At 74.7% G+C, this 16,543-nt stretch carries 18 protein-coding genes; 7 read left to right on the forward strand and 11 right to left on the reverse strand.

Annotation, left to right across the window (positions count from 1 at the left end; genetic code table 11):
* Positions 1-4: 4 nt before the first annotated feature.
* The 6 genes from ACGF3H_RS05020 to ACGF3H_RS05045 all read right to left on the reverse strand — a co-directional run bounded on the left by ACGF3H_RS05020 (position 5) and on the right by ACGF3H_RS05045 (position 6,244).
* Complete coding sequence (locus ACGF3H_RS05020) at positions 5-784, reverse strand: HAD-IIA family hydrolase (protein WP_362498880.1); 780 nt, start codon at positions 782-784, stop codon at positions 5-7.
* A 165-nt stretch (positions 785-949) separates the two neighbouring features.
* Positions 950-1,651: an HAD family hydrolase gene (locus ACGF3H_RS05025; RefSeq protein ID WP_362498883.1), complete on the reverse strand. Its 702-nt coding sequence runs from the start codon at positions 1,649-1,651 to the stop codon at positions 950-952.
* A 14-nt stretch (positions 1,652-1,665) separates the two neighbouring features.
* Complete coding sequence (locus ACGF3H_RS05030; protein WP_362498885.1) at positions 1,666-2,811, reverse strand: TIGR03364 family FAD-dependent oxidoreductase; 1,146 nt, start codon at positions 2,809-2,811, stop codon at positions 1,666-1,668.
* Between the two features lie 119 nt (positions 2,812-2,930).
* On the reverse strand, positions 2,931-3,686 hold the full coding sequence (locus ACGF3H_RS05035; protein ID WP_362498888.1) for a GntR family transcriptional regulator: 756 nt from the start codon (positions 3,684-3,686) through the stop codon (positions 2,931-2,933).
* A gap of 454 nt (positions 3,687-4,140) precedes the next feature.
* Entirely contained in the window at positions 4,141-4,956 is an 816-nt protein-coding gene (locus ACGF3H_RS05040) for a hypothetical protein (protein WP_362498891.1), read from the reverse strand.
* Between the two features lie 121 nt (positions 4,957-5,077).
* Positions 5,078-6,244, reverse strand: coding sequence for an ROK family protein (locus ACGF3H_RS05045; RefSeq protein WP_393583257.1), 1,167 nt, complete (start codon positions 6,242-6,244; stop codon positions 5,078-5,080).
* A gap of 166 nt (positions 6,245-6,410) precedes the next feature.
* On the opposite strand from ACGF3H_RS05045, the gene ACGF3H_RS05050 reads away from it, so the two are divergent.
* The 3 genes from ACGF3H_RS05050 (at position 6,411) to ACGF3H_RS05060 (ending at position 8,935) form a co-directional block, all read left to right on the forward strand.
* Positions 6,411-7,490 carry a Gfo/Idh/MocA family oxidoreductase gene (locus ACGF3H_RS05050; protein WP_362498896.1) on the forward strand — a complete coding sequence of 360 codons (1,080 nt, stop codon included), beginning with the start codon at positions 6,411-6,413 and terminating at the stop codon, positions 7,488-7,490.
* Complete coding sequence (locus ACGF3H_RS05055) at positions 7,487-7,966, forward strand: heme-degrading domain-containing protein (RefSeq protein ID WP_362498898.1); 480 nt, start codon at positions 7,487-7,489, stop codon at positions 7,964-7,966. Before ACGF3H_RS05050 ends, ACGF3H_RS05055 begins: the two co-directional genes overlap by 4 nt.
* 96 nt (positions 7,967-8,062) lie before the next feature.
* Complete coding sequence (locus ACGF3H_RS05060; RefSeq protein WP_362498900.1) at positions 8,063-8,935, forward strand: LLM class F420-dependent oxidoreductase; 873 nt, start codon at positions 8,063-8,065, stop codon at positions 8,933-8,935.
* Between the two features lie 114 nt (positions 8,936-9,049).
* Here the strand turns inward: ACGF3H_RS05060 and ACGF3H_RS05065 are convergent, their stop codons facing one another.
* The 4 genes from ACGF3H_RS05065 to ACGF3H_RS05080 form a co-directional block, all read right to left on the reverse strand.
* Positions 9,050-9,907, reverse strand: a complete 858-nt coding sequence (locus ACGF3H_RS05065; protein ID WP_362498902.1) for a fumarylacetoacetate hydrolase family protein — start codon at positions 9,905-9,907, stop codon at positions 9,050-9,052.
* 162 nt (positions 9,908-10,069) lie between these two features.
* Entirely contained in the window at positions 10,070-10,789 is a 720-nt protein-coding gene (locus ACGF3H_RS05070; protein WP_362498905.1) for a membrane protein insertase YidC, read from the reverse strand.
* Between the two features lie 109 nt (positions 10,790-10,898).
* Positions 10,899-11,210 carry a DUF6412 domain-containing protein gene (locus ACGF3H_RS05075; RefSeq protein ID WP_362498906.1) on the reverse strand — a complete coding sequence of 104 codons (312 nt, stop codon included), beginning with the start codon at positions 11,208-11,210 and terminating at the stop codon, positions 10,899-10,901.
* Between the two features lie 91 nt (positions 11,211-11,301).
* On the reverse strand, positions 11,302-11,841 hold the full coding sequence (locus ACGF3H_RS05080; protein ID WP_393582540.1) for a winged helix-turn-helix transcriptional regulator: 540 nt from the start codon (positions 11,839-11,841) through the stop codon (positions 11,302-11,304).
* A 112-nt stretch (positions 11,842-11,953) separates the two neighbouring features.
* Between ACGF3H_RS05080 and ACGF3H_RS05085 the strand changes: the two genes are divergently transcribed.
* The 4 genes from ACGF3H_RS05085 to ACGF3H_RS05100 all read left to right on the forward strand — a co-directional run bounded on the left by ACGF3H_RS05085 (position 11,954) and on the right by ACGF3H_RS05100 (position 15,549).
* A complete protein-coding gene (locus ACGF3H_RS05085) occupies positions 11,954-13,381 on the forward strand; it encodes an MFS transporter (RefSeq protein WP_362498910.1) in 1,428 nt (475 codons plus the stop codon).
* A 74-nt stretch (positions 13,382-13,455) separates the two neighbouring features.
* Positions 13,456-13,881: a DUF3592 domain-containing protein gene (locus tag ACGF3H_RS05090; protein WP_362498913.1), complete on the forward strand. Its 426-nt coding sequence runs from the start codon at positions 13,456-13,458 to the stop codon at positions 13,879-13,881.
* Positions 13,882-13,965: 84 nt separating this feature from the next.
* Positions 13,966-14,982, forward strand: coding sequence for an SEC-C domain-containing protein (locus ACGF3H_RS05095; RefSeq protein ID WP_362498916.1), 1,017 nt, complete (start codon positions 13,966-13,968; stop codon positions 14,980-14,982).
* Positions 14,983-15,096: 114 nt separating this feature from the next.
* A complete protein-coding gene (locus ACGF3H_RS05100) occupies positions 15,097-15,549 on the forward strand; it encodes an SRPBCC domain-containing protein (protein WP_362498919.1) in 453 nt (150 codons plus the stop codon).
* 22 nt (positions 15,550-15,571) lie between these two features.
* Here ACGF3H_RS05100 and ACGF3H_RS05105 read toward each other — a convergent pair whose 3' ends face one another.
* Positions 15,572-16,147: an NPCBM/NEW2 domain-containing protein gene (locus ACGF3H_RS05105; RefSeq protein ID WP_362498922.1), complete on the reverse strand. Its 576-nt coding sequence runs from the start codon at positions 16,145-16,147 to the stop codon at positions 15,572-15,574.
* Positions 16,148-16,543: the final 396 nt, after the last annotated feature.

Here is a 16,543-nt window from a genome sequence, read left to right on the forward strand (position 1 = left end):
GGTTTCAGACCTGTTCGACGAGGTCCGCGATCGAGTCGACGACCTTGGACGGCCGGTAGGGGAAGTTCTCGACCTGTTCGGGCCGGGTCAGGCCCGTGAGCACCAGGAACGTCTGCATCCCGGCCTCGATGCCGGCCAGCACGTCGGTGTCCATGCGGTCGCCGATCATCGCGCTGGTCTCGGAGTGGGCGCCGATCGCGTTGAGCCCGGTGCGCATCATCAGCGGGTTGGGCTTGCCCGCGAAGTAGGGCTGCTTGCCGGTCGCCTTGGTGATCAGCGCGGCCACCGCGCCGGTCGCCGGGAGCGGGCCCTCGGCGGAGGGGCCGGTCTCGTCGGGGTTGGTGCAGATGAACCGGGCGCCGGCGTTGATCAGCCGCACCGCCTTCGTCATGGCCTCGAAGGAGTAGGTGCGGGTCTCGCCGAGGACGACGTAGTCGGGCTCGTGGTCGGTGAGGATGTAGCCGATGTCGTGCAGGGCGGTGGTCAGCCCCGCCTCGCCGATGACGTACGCCGAGCCGCCGGGCCGCTGGTCGTCCAGGAACTTGGCGGTGGCCAGCGCCGAGGTCCAGATCGCCTCGATCGGCACCTCCAGACCCATGCGGCGCAGCCGGGCGTGCAGGTCCCGCGGGGTGTAGATCGAGTTGTTGGTCAGGACGAGGAAGGGCTTGCCGGACTCGCGCAGCTTCTTGACGAAGGCGTCGGCACCGGGGATGGGGACGCCCTCGTGGATGAGCACCCCGTCCATGTCGGTGAGCCATGACTCGATGGGCTTGCGGTCTGCCATGTGCGGGATCTCCTGCCGTACGCGGTCCAGCGTGCGCCCTAGCCTAAACAGAGCAGGATCTTGGGGGGAACGGCCGTCTCAGCTTCCGGTGGCCGCCTTCCAGGCGTCGACGTTCGTAGGCGACGGTGACCGAGTCGAAGCGGATGCCGCTGCTGGTGGTGCTCATCAGCCGGCTGCTTCCCGCAGGAGGCCGGGCAGGGCGGCGACGGAGTCCAGCACGTGGGTCGCGCCCGCCGCGCGGAAGGCGTCGTCGCCGTGGGCCCCGGTGCGCACCCCGGCGACCAGTCCGGCGCCGGCGCGCACGCCGCTGAGCACGTCGTAGGAGGTGTCGCCGACGACGGCGGTCTGGCGGACGTCCTCGGCGGCCTTGGTGCGCAGGAACGCCTCCAGCACCATGTCCGGGTACGGCCGTCCGCGGCCGCCCGCGTCGGCGGGGCACAGGGTGAGCGGCACCAGGTCGCGCCAGCCGAGCGCGTCGAGGACGGCGTCCTGGGTGACGCGGGCGAAGCCGGTGGTCAGGACGACGGTGCGGCCGTCCGCGGCGAGTTCCTCGACGGCCTCGCGGGCGCCGGGGACGGGGGCGATCAGGCCGCCGTCGACGAGTTCGCCGTACGCCTTCTCGAATGCGGCGTTGGCGCGCCGGGCGCGGTCCTCGCCGCCGAAGAGATGCCGGAAGACGGAGATCTTGGACTCGCCCATGGTGGCGCGGACGTGGTCGAGCTTCTCGGCGTGGTCGGCGGTGCCGGGCTCGACGCCCAGCTCGCGGGCGGCGCTGTCGAAGGCGCGCTCGACGAGGCCGCCGTCGGCGACGGTGGTGCCGGCCATGTCGAGGACGACGAGGCGGATGTCGGGGGTGTTCTCGGTCATGGTCATCAGGGGGTTCACCAGTTCAGTTCGTTCGCGGTGGTCTCGGCTATCGCCGGCGAGCAGGTCATGCCGCGCCCGCCGGGCCCGGTGACCAGCCAGACGCCGTCGCGCACCTGCTGCCGGTGCACGACGCGGCTGGTGTCGGTGCACTGCGCGTACACCCCGGCCCAGCGGCGGCGGATCCTCGGCAGCGGGCGTCCCAGGAGAGACTCGACGACGCCGGTGAGGTGCTCGTAGGGGTCCTCGACGGTGTCGAAGGCGAAGGGCTGCTCGTACTCGTGGGTGTCGCCGATGGTCAGGCCGCCGTCGGCGCGCTGGACCATCAGCAGCTGCATCCGGTGCTCCGCGGCCGTGGCCGGCTGCGGCTGCCGCGCGTTCAGCTCGTCCAGGGCGGGCGAGCCGTACGCGGGGTAGTAGCGGAAGCTGTCGGCGTCGGCGACCGAGGTGGTGAGCGGTTCGCCGAGGGGGTCGGTCTGCATCATCTGGAGGCGGACCCTGCGCACGGGCAGGTCGGGCCCGGCCAGCTCGCGCACGAGGCCGCCGAGCCAGGCGCCGGTGGCGAGGACGACGACGTCGCCGGTGTGCACGTCGCCGTGGTCGTCGCGGACGGCCCGCTCGCCGACGACGTCGCGGACCTCGCGGCCGGGCAGGAACGTGTACCGCGGCGACTTCCGCAGCTCGGCGCGCAGGGCGAGCTGGGCGGTGCGCGGCTCGACGGCGGCGTCCCGCTCGCAGTACAGGGCCGCGTCGAACTCGCCGCGCAGGGCGGGGTTGAGGGCGCGGGCCTCGCCCGGGGTGAGGAGCTTGTGGCCGCGGGCGGCGGCGTCCGGGCGGGCCACGGCGGCCTCGGCGACGGCGCGTTCGAGGTCGCCGCGCAGCGGGGTCAGGGAGCCGTTCGGGCGGAAGCCGAGCGCCGGGATCCGGCCGCCGATCTCCTCCCACAGCTCCCGCGCCCGCAGCGCGGTCTCCAGTTCCTCGCCGCCCGCGCGGCCGCTCACCCAGATCTGGCCGAAGTTGCGCAGCGAGGCGCCGCGCGCCTCGGTCTCGCGCTCGATCTGTACGACCTCGTGGCCGCGTTCCACTGCGTGCCAGGCGTGCATGGTGCCCACCACGCCGGCTCCGACGACTATCACTCTCACGACCGCAACGCTCCTTGGCATCGGCGAACCGGAGGAATCCGGCTGACAACGAGAGCGTGAACTGGTCGCACGTTTGGGCTAGACCCGTTATCTTTTCGTAATGAGAGAGGAGGGGCGAAAAGGGCGCTTTCCGTGACGTTTCAGCCGCGCAGGTGGGTCGTGAACGAGAAACGGTCGCCCCGGTAGAGAGTGCGCACCCGCTCCAGCGGGCGGCCCTCCGTGTCGCGGGAGACGCGGTGGATGAGCAGCATCGGGAGGGCCGGCGGGGTACCGATGAGCAGGGCCTCGCGCGGGGTGGCCAGCACGGTCTCGATCCGTTCGTCGGCGTCGCCGAAGGCGATGCCCTGCGCGGCGAGGTGGGCGTAGAAGGACGAGTCCGGGTCGAAGGCGGTGTCCAGGTCGGGGAGGCGGGTCACGGCGACGTAGGTGCTCTCCAGCCCGACCCGCTCGTCGTCCGCGAGCAGCACGCGCTCCAGGTGCCAGACGGGCTCGCCGCGCGTGAGGCCGGTCTCGGCGGCGAGCGGGTCGGGGCAGGGGAAGCGGTCGAGGGTGACGAGCGCGCGACCGGGGGTGCGCCCCTGGCGCCGGACGCCCTCGGTGTAGCTGGCCAGCGACAGCGGCTGGGCCAGCTTGGGGCCGGCGACCACCGTGCCGCGCCCCTGCCGGCGCAGCTTGCCCTCCAGCACGAGCTCGCGCAGGGCCTGCCGGACGGTCTCGCGGGCGACCCCGTACCGCTCGCACAGGTCCCGCTCGGTGGGGATGGCGACACCCTCCCCCAGCTCGCCGACGAGAGCGTCGATCCGCGCCTTGACGGCGTAGTACTTCGGCACGCGGCCGTGCTCCGGGATCCCGGAGCGGACGGGGGCGCCGGGGGCCTGGTCGTTCGGGTAGTCCACGCAGGGATGGTCGCAGACGCGCACAGCCACGCGGCGGGGGCCTCCGGCCGAGGGGCGGAGGAGCCTCTCCGCCGATCCGCGGGTGCGCAGGGCCGGCGTCGGAAGGATCGGCGGGTCCGGCGGCGAGGGCATGATCCGTGCGCGCGCAGGGCCGACGCCGCAAGGGGCGGTAGGTCCGGCGGCGAGGGCATGATCCGTGCGCGCGCAGGGCCGACGTCGCAAGGGGCGGTAGGTCCGGCGTCGAGGGCGCCGACCCGTGCGCGCGCCGGGCCGGCGTCGCAAGGGCGGCGGGTCCGGCGTCGGGGCTGGACGCGTGTCAGCGGCGAGGCGTCGGTGGGACGGGCGTGCGGGGCGGCGGCGGGCCGGTGCCGGGCGCGGGCGAGGCCCCGGGGTCCGCCGTGCCTGGGCGTCGGCGGCGCCCGCGCGGTCCGGCCCCGCCCGAACGGAACCCGCGTCAGCGTCGCTTGCGGGTCAGCAGGACCGCCGCCGCGCCGGTGGCCAGCAGGGCGGCGGCGGTCGCCAGGGCCGCCAGGCGGCCCGTTCCGGTGCCGGCGAGTTCGTCGGCGAACGGGAACCCGGTGCCGCTGCTGTCGGGAGTGGAGGCGACGGAGGGCGCGACGGGCTCGGCCCTCCCCGCGGCGGACGACTCGTCGGCGGGGTCATCGGACGTGCCGCCGGTCCCGACGCGGAAGCGGTAGTCGTTCGACTGGCCGACCCAGTCGCCGTCGTCGCCGCGGCGCTGGACCACCGCCGCGTTGGCGGTGACCTCTCCCGGCGCCGCGTCCGAGGTGAGCGCGAGCCGCACCTTCACGGTGAGGGTCCTGCCGGGACCGACGGTGAAGCCCGGGAAGGCGGCGTCGCCCTCGCCCTCGCCGAAGGCGCCGATCAGCTCGTCGTGGTCGGTCGCCTCGAGGGTGACGGGGCGGGGGCGGTCGCCGTCGTAGAACTCCAGACGGGCCTGTGCCGGCTCCAGGGACCGCCGCTCGTCGACGAGGACGACGACCGGGTGGACGGCCTCGCAGGTGCGGGACGTGGTGTTGGTGAGGTCCAGGTACCAGGTGCCGAAGCCGCCGCCGGACTCGTAGGCGCCCGGGCCGCCGTGGATGCGGGTGGTGAGCGGGAACGTGTGGTCGTCGGGGGCCGTGCAGGCGGGCAGCGGCGCGCCGGGGTCGGCGGGGGCCCACGGCGTGGCGGCGGCCGGACCCGAGGCGGCCACCAGGAGGGCGGCTGCCGCCGCCAGGCAGGGGAACGCGGGCGTGAACAGTCGCATGAACACATGAGCGTGCCGGACGGACGCGGTCACCGGGACCGCCGTTCGGGGTGCGCCCCCCGAACGGCGGCAACGGTGCCCTCGCTTGGCGTACGGCGCTGCGCCGGCCGGGTCAGGGGCGTCAGGGGCCGTCGCCCCGCCCGAACAGCGGCGCGAGCAGCAGCTGGGCCGCGCCCCGGGCGACCCCGCGCGTCCCGCCGGGCGCGATCCGCACCGGCACGGCACCCTCCCGCCCGCCCTCGCGCCGGGCCCGGGCGTCGAGCACGGCGCCGACCCCCGAGACGAACACCTCGGGCGCGGCGGCGACCGTACGGCCGCCGAGCAGGACCAGGTCGATGTCCAGCAGCCCGGCGAGGTTGCCGGCGCCCGCGCCCAGCACCCGCGCCGCCTCCGCGAGGTCGCCGCGGGCGACGGCGCCCAGGCAGAGGGCCTCGATGCAGCCGCGCCCGCCGCAGGTGCAGGGCGGCCCGTCCAGCTGGACGACCTGGTGCCCGAACTCCCCGGCACCGGTCCGCGCGCCCCGGTGCACGCCGCCGCCGAGGACGAGGCCGGCGCCGAGCCCCGTACCGAGGTGCAGATAGGCGAACGAACCGCCCGCCTCGCCGCCGACCGCCAGCCCCAGGGCCGCCGCGTTGGTGTCCTTGTCGACGACGACCGGCACCCCCAGACGCCGGGTCAGCGCGTCCCGCAGCGGGAAGCCGTCCCACTCCGGGAAGCCGGTGACCCGGTGCAGCACGCCCCGGACGTGGTCGAGGGGCCCCGGGAGGGCGACCCCGAGCCCGAGGAGCGTGGGCCCGTCGGCGAGACGTCCGCCCGGCACGCCCAGCGCGTCGGCGACCAGCTCACCGGCCGCCCGCGCCACCCCCTCCAGCACGGTCGCCGCGCCCGCGCCCAGGTCCAGCGGGGACCGCCGCTCCCCCACGACCGTCCCCACGAGGTCGACCAGCACGGCCCGCAGCTCGTCCCGGTCCAGGTGCACGCCCACCGCGTGCCCCGCCTCCGGCACCAGCCGCAGCACCGTGCGCGGCTTGCCGCCCGTGGAGGCGCGGCGCCCGGCCTCGGCGGCGAGGCCCTCCGCCCGCAGCCGGGCGGTGATCTTGCTGACCGCCTGCGGGGTGAGCCCGGTGCGCTCGGCGAGTTCGAGCCGGCTGATGCCCTCCGTCCCGGCGGTGCGCAGCAGGTCGAGGACGAGGGCGGTGTTGTGGCTGCGCAGGGCGAGCAGATTCGCACCCCCCGCGCCACCGCCCGCAGCACCCCCCGCGGCACCGCCCGCAGCACCGCCCGCCACCTCGCCCGCCGCGGGACGCACCCCGCGCCCACCGTCGGCGCCCCGCACGCCGCGCGCCTCCGCGGCACCGCGCGCACCGTCACCCGTTCCGCCGCCGTCAGCCCTGTTCACGCCCCCATTGTCCCCGGCGCTTGCACTTTGGCAACAGCGTTGCCAAAGTGGACGTATGACTGGTACACCCCCCGGCACCCCCCTGCGGGTCGGGCTCGTCGGCTACGGCCTCGCGGGCTCCGTCTTCCACGCCCCGCTGATCGCCGCCACCGAGGGCCTGGCCCTGGACACGGTGGTCACCTCGAACCCGGACCGGCAGCGGCAGGCCCGCGACGAGTTCCCGGACGTGCGGACCGTCGACACGCCGGACGAGCTGTTCGACCGGGCCGCCGAGCTGGACCTGATCGTCATCGCGTCCCCGAACAAGACCCACGTGCCGCTCGCCCGGCGCGCCCTGGAGGCCGGTCTGCCGGTCGTCGTGGACAAGCCGGTCGCGGGCACGGCGGCCGAGGCGCGCGAGCTGGCGGCGCTGGCCGAGGAGCGCGGTCTGCTGCTCTCCGTCTTCCAGAACCGCCGCTGGGACAACGACTTCCTCACCCTGCGCAAGCTGCTGGAGGAGGGCACGCTGGGCGACGTGTGGCGCTTCGAGTCGCGCTTCGAGCGCTGGCGGCCGAAGCCCAAGGGCGGCTGGCGCGAGTCGGGCGACCCGGCGGAGATCGGAGGTCTCCTCTACGACCTCGGCAGCCACGTCGTCGACCAGGCGCTCGTCCTGTTCGGCCCCGCCACGCAGGTCTACGCCGAGTCGGTCGTGCGGCGCGCGGGCGCCGAGGCGGACGACGACACGTTCATCGCGATCACGCACGCGAACGGCGTCCGCTCGCACCTCTACGTCTCCTCCACCGCCGCCCAGCTCGGCCCCCGTTTCCGGGTGCTGGGCTCGCGCGCGGGCTACGTCAAGTACGGCCTGGACCCGCAGGAGGGCGCCCTGCGCGAGGGCAAGCGGCCGGGTCCCGGCTGGGGAGAGGAGGACGAGGCGCTGTGGGGCCGCGTGGGCTCCGGCGAGTCCCCGCCGACCGGCGGCGGACGCGTGGAGGCGACCGTCCCGGGCGACTACCCCGCCTACTACGCGGCCGTCGCCGCGGCGCTGCGGGAGCAGGGCCCCCATCCGGTCGGCGCCCGCGAGGCGGCTGCCGCGCTGGACGTCCTGGAGGCGGCCCGCCGTTCGGCACGCGACGGAGTGGCGGTGGCCCTGTGACGCGCGAACAGAGTCCCGCCCCGACCGTGGAGGAACTGGAGGCGCAGGAACGCCGTCTGGTCTTCCGCCGGTTCACCCACGACGACGCGTGGGCGCTGGGTTCGCTCCTGGTCGAGCTGGCCCGGGAGCGCCGGGCACCCGTCGCCGTCGACATCCACCGGGCCGGCCAGCAGCTCTTCCACGCGGCCCTGCCCGGCTCGACCCCCGACAACGACGCCTGGATCGCCCGCAAGCGCCGGGTGGTGGAGCGGTACGGCTCCGCCTCGTACCTGGTGGGCGCCCGCTTCCGGGCCAAGGGCACGACCTTCGAGGACTCCTCGCGGCTCGACCCGGACACCTACGCGGCGCACGGCGGCTCCTTCCCGGTCACCGTGGAGGGCGTGGGCGTGATCGGCGCGGTGACGGTGTCGGGCCTGCCGCAGGTGGAGGACCACCGGCTGGTCGTGGAGGCGCTGGAGCGGTTCCTGGGCGAGTAGCCCGGACGACCGTCCCCGGGAATCAACGCCGGATCCCTCTGGTTGGCACGCGACGTACGACAGACGATCACGTGCCCACCGGAGGGATCGGAACCGATGAACGACGCGACGGCCGCACTGAAGGAATCCGTCGGACGGTACGGGATCTGGAGCCCGCACCTGCGCGCCGAGGACCCGGAGGGCCGGGGTGAACGCGCCGAGGCGGCAGCCGAGTTGGAGCAGCTCGGCTTCGGCGCCCTGTGGCTGGGCGGCAGCGGCTCCGCCCGGCAGGCCGCCCCGCTGATCGAGGCGACCTCGCGGATCGTCGTCGGCACCAGCATCCAGAGCGTCTGGGAGCACGAGGCCTCCGCCGCCGCGGCGAGCTTCGCCGAGCTGGAGGTCGCCCACCCCGGCCGCTTCGTGCTCGGCCTAGGGGTCAGTCACGGCCCGCGCGTCGAGGGGTACAGCCGCCCGTACTCCAAGATGGTCGACTACCTCGACGAGCTGGACAAGGCGGGGATGCGGCCCGGTCACCGGCTGCTGGCCGCGCTCGGCCCGAAGATGCTGGACCTGTCCCGGGACCGGGCGGCGGGCGCGCTCCCGTACCTGGTCACCCCCGAGCACACCGCGCAGGCCCGCGAGCGGCTCGGCGAGGGCCCGCTGCTGGCGCCGGAGTTCAAGGTCGTCCTCGACGCCGACCCGGCCCGCGCCCGCGCGACGGCCCGCGCCTACCTGGCCATGTACCTGCAGTTCCCGAACTACACCAACAACTTCCTGCGCCTCGGCTTCACCGACGCCGACATCGCGGACGGCGGCAGCGACCGTCTGATCGACGCCCTGTTCGCCTGGGGCGACGACGACACGATCCGCACCCGCGTCACGGCCTTCCTCGAAGCGGGCGCGGACCACGTGGCGCTCCAGGTGGTGGAGGCCGACACGGCCCTCACCCCGAGGGAAGGCTGGCGCAGGCTGGCTTCGCTACTGGCGTGAGCGAAAACGCGCCCCAAAGGGGCGCGGGGCTGTGACATGTGCGGCTCCGCCGCGTGGGCGCGACCGGACCCGCGGCCGGCGACGCGCCGCGGGTCCCCGCCCCCGGCGGAGCGCCTACGCGTCCTTGAGCTCCTGCCGCTGCCGCCCGAGCCCCTCGATCTCCAGCTCGACCACGTCGCCCGCCCGCAGGTACGGCTTCGGCTCGGGCTGCCCCATCGCCACGCCCGCCGGCGTCCCGGTGTTGATCACATCACCGGGACGCAGCACCATGAACTGACTGACGTACCGCACGACCTCCCCCACCGGGAAGATCTGCTCCGCGGTCGTGCCGTCCTGCTTCAGCTCGCCGTTCACCCACAGCCGCAGCGACAGCCGCTGCGGGTCGGGGACCTCGTCGGCGGTCACCAGCCACGGACCGAGCGGGTTGAACGTCTCGCAGTTCTTGCCCTTGTCCCAGGTCCCGCCCCGCTCGATCTGGAACTCCCGCTCGGACACGTCGTGCGCGACCGCGTACCCGGCGACGCACGCGAGCCCCTCCTCGGCCGAGTCCAGGTAGCGGGCCGTGCGCCCGATCACGACCGCCAGCTCGACCTCCCAGTCGGTCTTGACGGACCCGCGCGGCACGAGCACGGTGTCGTCCGGTCCGACGACCGTGTCCGGCGCCTTGAAGAAGACGACCGGCTCGGCGGGCGGCTCGGCGCCGGTCTCGCGGGCGTGGTCGTGGTAGTTGAGCCCGATGCACACGACCTTGCCGATGCGGCCCACGGGCGGTCCGACGCGCAGCCCCGTGCCGTCCAGGACGGGCAGCTCACCGGCGTCGGCGGCGGCCCGTACCCGGTCGAGTGCCGCGTCGTCGGCGAGCAGCTCGCCGTCGATGTCCGCCACCACGCCCGACAGGTCACGCAGGGTCCCCTCGGCGTCGAGCAGCGCGGGCCGTTCCGACCCCGCCGTACCGACTCGCAGCAGCTTCATGAATCCCCAACTCCCTCGTTCGCGGGCGCCCGCCCGATGAGGTGCGACCTGGTTGCGGCAGTGCGCAGCCATCGGAGGACTTGTTCGATCGTCCAAGGTCGGCTTCCACTCCGCAATACCCCGTTCACGTACTGGACCGTAGCCACGTGAGGGCGGCCGGGCTCACCCGTACAGGACGGCCCGTTCGACGGCGCTCCACGTCGTGCTGGTGACGATGTAGAGGGCGGCGGCCAGCGGCACGACGGCCACGGTGACGAGCGTGAAGAACGACATGAACGGCATGACCTTGGCGATCGCCCCCAGCCCGGGCACCTGCTGCTCCCCGTTCCCGGCGGCGGGCAGCGCCGACTGCTCGGCCGTCCTGCGCCGGGTGAGGCGGTAGTTGGCGGCGGCGACGCAGGCGACCAGCGCGAACAGCCCCGCGTACACCAGCCCGGAGCCGCCGAGCGGCCCGCCGTCCCCGAGCGCGTCGGCCCACCGCCCGCCGAGCGGTGCGGCGAACAGCTGGTGGGACAACAGGCCGTTGGCCTCGCCGCCGATCGAGCCGTTGGAGAAGAGGTGGTAGAGGAGGAAGAACGCGGGCAGCTGGCACAGGCTGGGCAGGCAGCCCGACAGCGGCGACACCTTCTCCTCGGCGTGCAGCTCCAGCACGGCCTTCTGCAGCTTCTCGGGGTTCTTCGCGTGCCTGCGCCGCAGCTCGGCGATCCTCGGCTGGAGCGCGGCGCGCGCCTTCTGCCCGCGCGCGGCGGCCCGCGACAGGGGGTGGACGAGGAGTCGTACGAGGGCGGTGAACAGGACGATGGCGGCGGCCGCGGCGGAGGCGCCGAACAGCGGCTGGAGCAGGTCGGCGAGGTGCTCGACCAGGCTGGCGAAAACGGACATGGGTGAGGAGCCCTCCGGGGGTCTCGTCGTGCCGGTGCGATCGGTGATCGGGGTGTGCGGCATGACGACCCGCGCGGGCGCACGGTCCTCGCGGTGGCGAAGGGGTGCCCTACGCGGTGGTCGCCGGGAGGGCGTGTCCGGGTGCCCGGGGCCGGCGGCGGCCGGAGGCGTCGGGATCGCGTTGCGGCAGGAAGGCCGTACGGCGGTCCCGGTCCCTGATGGCCGTACGCACCCGGGTGGGCGGCACGGCGGGCGCGCAGCGCGCGGTGATCAGGGCGCAGACGGCCAGCGCGGAACTCGCCGCGGCGGTCGCGGCGAGCGCGACGGTGGCGGAGAGGCTGCCGACGTCGACGAGGGCGACGGGCAGGAGGACGAGCAGCAGCACGAGGAGGGGGCGCGGCACGGCCCGGTCTCGGGTCATGAGCGGCCCCTCCTCTCGTACGCGCGTTCGCCCCAGTTATACATGACCCCGCCCGGCGCCCGACAGCGTGCGGGCGGGCGCCGGCCGCCGCCTAGGCGGGGCCCGGCCGCGGGTCGGTGTCGAGGGGCTGGAGGAGCCGTCTCGGCTCCAGCAGGGCCCTGCTCACCGGGTCCGCCGGATCCGGATCGAGTCCCGGTCCCGGCACCATTTCGACGTCCCGGACGGCCACGACGGTTCCACAGGCCGGGCATTCACCGTACGGGCCGAGCTCCGTGCCGCAGTCGGCGTGCCAGAAGGAGCGCAACGGCTGCCCGCCGAGGTGCTCGCGGCCCCACAGGCCGAGCGCGCGCAGGGCCGGCCACAGGGCGATGCCGCGGTCGGTGACGACGTACTCGTCCCGGGGCGGCGACTCCTGGTACCGGCGCTTCTCGAGGATGCCCTCCGCGGTGAGGGTCTGGAGGCGGTTGGCCAGGACGGCGCGCGGGATGCCGAGGTGGACGAGGAAGTCGTTGTAGCGCCGGACGCCGTAGAGCGCGTCGCGGATCACCAGCAGCGTCCACCGCTCGCCGACGACCTCCAGCGCGCGGGCGATCGCGCACTCCTGTGCCGCGTAGTCCTTGCCCAGTGCCATGGGTTCCACTGTAGCCACTTTCCGACGAGTGGGTTCATTCATCGAACCAGAGGTGCTAGGTTGACCGGCCTGAGGGTCAGTTCAGTCACCGAACCTACCGAGAGCGGACGACATGACCGACATCGGCACGGACTCCACCGCACCCGCCCCCACCGGCAGAGGCACCGGCACCGGTGCCGTACGCCGGAAGGGCCGCCCCGACCGGCACGCACCACCGCGCCCCGGCCTCACCCTCGGCCTGACCAGCGCCGCGACCGCCGTGGCCCTGATGACGTACACCGCGCCGATGGTCACGCTCCCCGAGACGGCCGCCGACCTGCACACCCCCCTGTCCGCGCAGGCCTGGCTGCTGAACGGCACCCCGCTGGGCCTGGCCGCGCTGCTCCTGGTCGCGGGCTCCCTGGCCGACGACCACGGGCGCCGCCGGATCTTCGTCTCCGGCACCCTGGCCCTGGGCGTCACCACCGTCCTGGGCGCCTTCGCCGGCACGACCTGGCTGTTCACCCTGGCCCGCATCGCGCAGGGCGCGGCGAGCGCGGCACTGCTGGCCAGCAGCCTGGGCCTGCTGGTGCACGCGTTCCCCACCCCGGCCGGCCGGCTGCGGGCGACCGGCGTGTGGGGAGCCTTCGTGAGCGGGGGCATCGCGGTGGGCCCCCTGCTGACCGGGGCCGTCCCGAACTGGCGCCTGTCGTACGGCGTCCTCGGCGCCGCAGCCCTGGTCGTCGCCGGACTCGGGGCGCGGTCCCTGTCGGAGTCGCGCTCACCGCGGGGCGGCCGGCCGGACCTCGCCGGCGCGGTGACGTTCGGACTCGCGCTCGTCGCGCTGGTGGCTGCGGTGACGCTGGGGCGGGACGGCTGGCTGCGGGCACCGGTGGGCCTGCTGCTGGCGGCGGCCGTGGTGCTGGGCGGCCTGTTCGTCCTGGTGGAGCGCCGCGCGGCCACCCCGATGATCGACCTGTCCCTGCTGCGCCGCGCGCCCTTCCTGGCGTCCTCCGCCGGCGGCCTGTTCATGGGACTGGCGGTGATCGGGCTGTTCAGTTTCCTGCCGGCCCTGCTGCAGCAGCGGCTCGGTCTGTCCCCGATGGACACGGCGTGGCTGTTCCTGCTGTGGTCCGGCCTGTCCTTCACCGTCGCCCTCCAGGCCCGCCGCATCGCCCACCGCGTGCCGCCGCGGCACCAACTGACCGTCGGCTTCGCCCTGCACGCGGCCGGCGCCCTGACGATGCTGGGCGCCGTCGGCGCCGGCTCCTGGCCCCGCCTGCTGCCCGGCCTGGTCGTGGCCGGCGTGGGCAGCGGCCTGCTGAACGCCGCGCTGCCGCTGCTCGCCGTGGAGTCGGTGCCGGCGGCCCGGGCGGCGATGGGGTCCGGGGCGCAGCAGACGTTCCGCTACATCGGCTCGTGCGCCGGCGTCGCCCTGACCATCGCGATCGCCACGTCGGCGGGCGACCCGGGGCGCGGCACGGACGTGGCCCTCTGGGTGTCGGCGGGGCTGGCGCTGGTGGCGGCGGTGGCGGTGGGGGTGCTGCGGGAACGGGGGTGAGCCGGGCCGCGGGGATGGGATGAGCCGGGCCCGCCGGCCGCCGTACCGGCGGAAGAACCATAGGCTCTGCGCCCATGACTGCGTACTGGTTCCTGGCCCTCATACCCTTCCTCGCCGGACTCGTCCTCACGGCCGTGGAGGCCAGGAACGCGTTCACCGAGCACGTGTTGCGTCGCATGGGCCGTCACGCCGAGGGCGTGGTGAGCGACCACGTCGCGTCCCGCGAGGGCACGTACCCGACGCTGCACCCGGTGGTCCGCTGGACCGACGGCGACGGCACCGAGCACGAGCACGCCCTCCCGGACACGACGGACGCCCACCGGCTGGCCAAGGGGACCCGCGTCCACCTGCGCCACCTCCCCGGCGCCCCGGAGAGCGTGGTCCTGGACTCGCCGGAGCGCTACCGGACGGCGGTGCTCGGCATGTGGCTCGGCGTGCTGCTGTGGGCCGGGACGCTGACGGCGGTCCTGATCCGCATCGCGAACCTGTACCCCTTCTGACCTCCGCACGTCCGCCGCCCGGGCCGCGGCCCGCGACCCGCGGGCCCCTGACCTTCGTCACCTCGCGGCAGTACGGTGTCACCCATGCGCCCCGACACGCCTGCCGAAAACGTCGACCACGCCGCCGAAGCCGCCCGCCTGGAGCGGACCGCCGGCCTGTATCCGGAGGACGCCGAGGCCCTCCTGGTCCGGGCCGCGGCCCACCTGGAACTGTCCGGCGACCGCCCTTCCGCGACCAAGCTCTACGACCGCCTGCTGTCCTCGCCGGACGGGCTGGAGGACCCGTCCCTGGTCCGCGCCCTCAAGGCGTCGAACCTCTGGGAGTACGGCCACGAGGCGGAGGCCAGGGCGATCATCGAGGGCGTCCGCACGACGGCCCCGCGCGACCCGGCCCCCTGGGTGATCGTGGCCGAGGCCCTGGAGGCCCACGACGAGCTGGAGGCGGCCCAGGAGACGTTCACGGAGGGCGCCCGCCTGCTCCTGACAGACGTGGCCGAGCCGCCGTACTCCACGCATCCGCTGCTCTACGGGCGCCACCGGGTCCGGCGCATGCTGGGCGCGCCCCACGACGACTGGGACCGCCTGGCGGACACCCTGCACTCGATGCCGGTGTCCCTGGACGAGCTGCACGACCCGAAGCGCGTCTGGTCCCTCGGCTCCGACGACCCGGCCGACCTGCAGGCGGAGATCTCCCGCCTGCGCGCCGAGCTGGGCGCGTACCGCGAGGCCCTGTCGCGCCCCTTCCCTGTGGCCATGCTCCACTGGCCGGCGGGCGAGCTGGCGGAGCTGCTGGAGGCTTACCCCTCCCTGTCCGCGGAGTACCCGTCCTACGAGGAGCACCTGACGACGATAGAGGGGGCGCTGCGCGAACTCGCCTCGTCCGGCACCCCGAACCTGGGCGTCGTCCCGGGCACGGTGCCGTCGTACGAGGCGTTCGCGGCCTCGGAGGGCGCGTCCCCGTCCGACGTGACGCTGCTGCCGCAGTACGCGACGACGCTGGCGGCCCGGGGCCGCGCGGTGGCGTGGCCCCCGCAGCGGGGCGCGGCGTGCTGGTGCGGCTCGGGGCGGACGTACGGGGAGTGCCACGGCACCAACGCCTGACGGGACGGGGCCGAGGAGAGCCTTCCGGCTGACCGATGAGGTTCGTCGGCGGCGGAGGTCTACCTGTGCGACCACCTCATGCGAGGCGTGAGGGCCCGAGAAGGGAGTCATCACATGAGCACCGAGCAGACCTCCGCGGCCACCGGCTTCTCCTACACCCTGACCCGCACCCTGGACGCCCCGGCCGCCCGGGTCTGGCAGGCGTGGACCACCCCCGAGCCGTACGCCCAGTGGGCCCACGCCGCCCCCGGCTCCGTCGAGATGGACGTACGCCCGGGCGGCGCCTGGAAGGCCACGATGCTCACCCCCGACGGCAACGCGTTCCCGCTGACCGGCTCCTACGTGGAGGTGGCCGAGCCCCGCCGCCTGGTCCTCGGCATGGACGTCCCCGGCCGCCCGGACCAGGTGACGATGACCCTGGACCTCACGGAACGGGGCCCCGGCCGCACGGAGATCGTCCTCAGCCAGACCTGCGACACGGCGGAGGAACGGGACATGGCGGAGCAGGGCAGCGGGATGCTGCTGGACGGGCTGGCGGGGTATCTGGCGGAGGGGACGCGGGGTTGATCCCCTCCCTCCGCCCCCGCCCTCAGGAACTGTGCAGCATCGCGTCACCGAGCGCGAGGGTCGCGGACTCGTTGTCGCTCTGGACCGCCTCGATGTGGAGGATGGCGACGCCGGTCAGATCCACGGTCACCTGCACGGGCCGGTTGATCTGCGCGGTCGCCGTCTTGAGCGTCTTCTCGCCGTCCGCGCCGGCCTTGAAGGCCACCGTGACCGGGTAGGCCGCGCTGTTGTCGTCCAGGCCGACGGTGACGGTGAGGCTCTTGTAGTGCTCGTTGATGCTCCAGCCGACGCTCTCGAACCAGCCGGGTTCGGTGGTCAGGGCGTTGTCGAAGCGCCGCCCGCCCAGGACCACGGGCTTGAGCTCCCAGTTGGTGTACATCCCGCTGAGCGGCGTGAGGTCGGTCAACGGCACGTCCCCCGTCGGCAACGCGGCCGAGGGCTCCGCCGACGCGTCGGCATCCGCGCCGGGCTGCTCCGCGGCGGCCGTGACGGTCGCTGTCGCGGTCGCCGTCACCGTGGCGGTGGCCGCCGCCGACTGCGCGGTGGGCGAGTCGACGACGGTCGGCAATCCGAAGAACCCGAGCAGCAGACCGACCACGGCCGCGAGCGCCGAAACCAGCGCGGCAACGTCCCCGAGCCTGCGGCCGGGAGGCGGCGGGGGCGAGGGGGGCGTGGGGTCCGGTGCCGGTCCGGGCGTGGGATCCGGCGCCGGGCCGGGCGGCGGACCCGGCGCGGGTAACGGCGGAACCGGTGCACCCGGCCCCGGGGCCGGCGGCTCCCCCGGCATCGGCGGCACCCCACCCGCCGGCGGCGCTCCACTCACGCTCTGCCCCCTTCAGACGTGGTCTGATCGCGGGCCCCATTGAACCCGACGGCATCAGGGATCGACAGGGCTTCCGCAGGAACTGGTCGCCCGCTGAGAGGCAGCGGCGACGGTTCGCGCAGTCCGGCATGGCCGGACCAGCGCCACCATGTTTCCCGGCCTGCCGCTGGA

Origin of the sequence: Streptomyces sp. NPDC048185 (assembly GCF_043202495.1) — a bacterium.
Lineage (GTDB): Bacteria > Actinomycetota > Actinomycetes > Streptomycetales > Streptomycetaceae > Streptomyces.

Coding starts and splice junctions, on each gene's coding strand:
- ACGF3H_RS05050 (WP_362498896.1), top strand. CDS start 6,411: ATGACTGGTACACCCCCCGGCACCCCCCTGCGGGTCGGGCTCGTCGGC.
- ACGF3H_RS05080 (WP_393582540.1), bottom strand. CDS start 11,841: ATGGCACTGGGCAAGGACTACGCGGCACAGGAGTGCGCGATCGCCCGC.
- ACGF3H_RS05070 (WP_362498905.1), bottom strand. CDS start 10,789: ATGTCCGTTTTCGCCAGCCTGGTCGAGCACCTCGCCGACCTGCTCCAG.
- ACGF3H_RS05065 (WP_362498902.1), bottom strand. CDS start 9,907: ATGAAGCTGCTGCGAGTCGGTACGGCGGGGTCGGAACGGCCCGCGCTG.
- ACGF3H_RS05090 (WP_362498913.1), top strand. CDS start 13,456: ATGACTGCGTACTGGTTCCTGGCCCTCATACCCTTCCTCGCCGGACTC.
- ACGF3H_RS05085 (WP_362498910.1), top strand. CDS start 11,954: ATGACCGACATCGGCACGGACTCCACCGCACCCGCCCCCACCGGCAGA.
- ACGF3H_RS05060 (WP_362498900.1), top strand. CDS start 8,063: ATGAACGACGCGACGGCCGCACTGAAGGAATCCGTCGGACGGTACGGG.
- ACGF3H_RS05075 (WP_362498906.1), bottom strand. CDS start 11,210: ATGACCCGAGACCGGGCCGTGCCGCGCCCCCTCCTCGTGCTGCTGCTC.
- ACGF3H_RS05100 (WP_362498919.1), top strand. CDS start 15,097: ATGAGCACCGAGCAGACCTCCGCGGCCACCGGCTTCTCCTACACCCTG.
- ACGF3H_RS05095 (WP_362498916.1), top strand. CDS start 13,966: ATGCGCCCCGACACGCCTGCCGAAAACGTCGACCACGCCGCCGAAGCC.
- ACGF3H_RS05030 (WP_362498885.1), bottom strand. CDS start 2,811: ATGCCAAGGAGCGTTGCGGTCGTGAGAGTGATAGTCGTCGGAGCCGGC.
- ACGF3H_RS05025 (WP_362498883.1), bottom strand. CDS start 1,651: ATGACCGAGAACACCCCCGACATCCGCCTCGTCGTCCTCGACATGGCC.
- ACGF3H_RS05040 (WP_362498891.1), bottom strand. CDS start 4,956: ATGCGACTGTTCACGCCCGCGTTCCCCTGCCTGGCGGCGGCAGCCGCC.
- ACGF3H_RS05020 (WP_362498880.1), bottom strand. CDS start 784: ATGGCAGACCGCAAGCCCATCGAGTCATGGCTCACCGACATGGACGGG.